This is a genomic window from Arthrobacter sp. Hiyo1 (assembly GCF_001263615.2).
Taxonomy (GTDB): Bacteria; Actinomycetota; Actinomycetes; order Actinomycetales; family Micrococcaceae; genus Arthrobacter.
On sequence record NZ_DF952469.1, the window covers coordinates 934,839 to 935,918 of the forward strand.

A 1,080-nucleotide genomic window follows, 5' to 3' on the forward strand; every position below is an offset into this window, starting at 1 on the left:
CCATGGAACGCGATGGCATCCAGCTCAGCATCGCTGAGCAGTGACGGCGCGTCGCCGAGAACCGTCGCATCGATGCGGTCATCGAGGTCCGCCGGGAGCCGGAAGCGGCTGTAGTGGACGCCGACGTCGGGCGATCCGGCCAGGATGTCGGCTGTCAGGGACTCCGCGTTCGAGTTCGACGACGGCACGAGCATTCCCAAACGGGACGACGGGCCGGGCGGGCGGCTGATCAATGCGATTTGCCCAGCGACGGCGGCGTCGAGATCGCCACCATGACGGCCGCGGTGTCCGTGAGGTTGCTCCACCAATGCGGCAGCGTGGCATCATAGGTCAGGCTGTCGCCCTCGCCCAAGGTGAACTCCTGCCCGCCAACACTCGCCACGAGCGTGCCGGTCTGGACCACGACGCACTCCTCACCCTCGTGCGAATGCGGAACCTCCGCGCCGTCGAAATGCGCGGGGATGGTCATGTTGATGACGCCAAGCTTCCGGTCCGCATCCGGCACGATCAGTTCCATGACGATTCCCTGCGAAGGAATCTCGATGCGGCGGCGATCGGCCCGGCGCACCAGCATGTGGTTCTGCGTCTCGCTGGGGTCGGTAAACATGCTCGCCAACGGCACACCGAGGGAATTGGCGAGGCGAAGGAGCGTGGCGAATGACGGATTACCGATGCCGCGCTCGATCTGGCTGATCAGTCCGGCGCTGACGCCGGCCCGGTCCGCCAATTCCTCGACTGTGAATCGCCCGGCACGCTGTTCCTTGAGCATGGCCCCCAAGTGGGTGATCCACAGGTTGCGGTGCAGAGTGTCATCGTCGTCGACTTTAACAACTTCCGTGCTTCCCAATACGGCTCCTCAGTGTTCCAGCACTCATCAGTATATCGAAGACTCGTCAACTAAACGAAGAATCCTGGCTGGATCCTCCGGCGTCGAGCCCTTCTTCATCGTCACAGCATGCCAGCATCGGCATCGCTGCAGAAGAACCACGCGGTTCATTTTCACAGGGAGTCGCACCTCGTCACCCGGGTCTCCGGAGCGACGGCATCAGCCAGCTGGGCGATCATCGAGGCGAGCTCACG

The 1,080-nt window shown here is 63.4% G+C and carries 1 protein-coding gene and 1 pseudogene; both read right to left on the minus strand.

The genetic code is table 11. From position 1 onward, the window contains the following. Window positions 1–188, minus strand: a pseudogene (locus AHiyo1_RS24615) (hypothetical protein); the annotation flags it as partial. Between the two features lie 41 nt (window positions 189–229). After that, complete coding sequence (locus AHiyo1_RS08600) at window positions 230–847, minus strand: helix-turn-helix domain-containing protein (RefSeq protein ID WP_059388278.1); 618 nt, start codon at window positions 845–847, stop codon at window positions 230–232. Between the last annotated feature and the right edge of the window lie 233 nt (window positions 848–1,080).